This window comes from Variovorax sp. 01N429 (assembly GCF_056399425.1).
This window is the reverse complement of the sequence record NZ_JBFTRG010000258.1, coordinates 1-357: the sequence shown is the minus strand read 5'-3', so window position 1 is coordinate 357 and position 357 is coordinate 1. Positions and strand designations below refer to the sequence as shown.

The following is a 357-nucleotide window of genomic DNA, read 5'->3' as shown; positions in this document are numbered from 1 at the left end:
GCGCGAGGGTGATCCCGGCGGGCGCGCCGGAGGCCTCGACGGGCAGCGGGAAGCCGGTGGCGCGGCGCAGCAGTCCGGCCAGGAACTCCCCCACGCCGGCCGCTTCCGCGGATCCTGGGGCGGTGTGGATGCGGGTGTCGGGTGCGAGCACCCAGGCGACCCCGGGCGTGGCCGCGGCCCGCACGGGCACCGGGACGAGCGCGGAATATCCGGCGGTGGAGGACACGTTCGATTGCTCCTTGCCCGGCTCGGCAGGGGTGGACGGGGGCGCCCCCGGCTCGGACGACGAGCAGGCCACCGTTCCGGCCGCCGCGAGCAGGAGCACGGCGAGCAGGATGGAGGCGTGCAGCGACGGCA

1 protein-coding gene is annotated in these 357 nt (G+C 77.0%); it reads right to left on the bottom strand.

From position 1 onward, the window contains the following. The coding region (locus AC1DSF_RS31515) for a beta-N-acetylhexosaminidase family protein (RefSeq protein ID WP_478184234.1) at positions 1-357 on the bottom strand (357 nt) is incomplete at both ends.